The sequence below is a fragment of the Candidatus Symbiopectobacterium sp. NZEC135 genome (assembly GCF_025962695.1).
In genome coordinates, this window is the sequence record NZ_JAGFPF010000864.1 from 1 (window position 1) to 879 (window position 879).

At 54.7% G+C, this 879-nt stretch carries 2 protein-coding genes; both read left to right on the plus strand.

Features of this window, described 5'->3' with window-relative positions:
* Nucleotides 1-221 (plus strand): substrate-binding domain-containing protein (locus J5224_RS31035; protein ID WP_264628856.1); only part of this gene is annotated, 221 nt, incomplete at its 5' end.
* 157 nt (nt 222-378) lie between these two features.
* Nucleotides 379-879 (plus strand): Na+/H+ antiporter NhaC family protein (locus tag J5224_RS31040; RefSeq protein ID WP_319802519.1); only part of this gene is annotated, 501 nt, incomplete at its 3' end.

The following is an 879-nucleotide window of genomic DNA, read 5'->3' on the forward strand; positions in this document are numbered from 1 at the left end:
AGGTACGCGTACCCGCCGACATCTCCATGGTCGGCTTTGTTGATATTGCCTGGGCCAAATATCTGCACCCCACCTTGACCACCATGCACAATCCGATTGGGAAAATGGCGCGCCGTGCCGCGACGCTGGCGTTACAACTCAACGCCGGTATCGTCGGGCCGCCACAAAATAATTGCTATTGCGCTGAGCTTATCCCGCGAGCATCGGTCAGGCATCTTTAATTCCGCCTTGTCAGCCCGGCGCAAGCCAGAAAAATGCGAATGGCGTCGCAGTGATTCAGCCAATGAAACCCGTTACACCCACGGCAGTCCGGGATCACATTTATATCGCCTCACTCTGAATACGCTGGGCCCCTTCAACGCTTAACAGGAGTGATAAATGAAAGCCAAAAAGGAGCTTAATCTGGGATTGGCGCTGCTGCCCATCGTTGCCATGCTTACATTGTTGGTTATTGGTTATGGTCAGTATAAATTGCCCATCGAGGCGCTATTGCTGGTTTCGGCTGCCGTTGCGACAGCAGTAGCCTATTGGCAAGGCTACCGCTGGGTGGAGGTCATGGACGCTATTGTCACTAAGCTGGCCAAAGCGATGCCGGTGATACTGATATTGATTTGCGTCGGTGGCATGATCGGTGCCTGGATGCTGAGCGGCACGATCCCTTATATGGTGTATTGGGGCCTGAAACTGATCAGTCCTCAATATATCGTTATCACGGCCTTTCTTATCACCAGTGCAACGTCGGTCTGCACCGGTACTTCGTGGGGCACCGCAGGCACCGTGGGTGTGGCGTTAATGGGCGTCGCCGCAGGCCTCGATGTCTCTTTAGCCGCCACAGCGGGCGCGGTGGTGTCAGGGGCCTATTTTGGCGACAAACTGTCA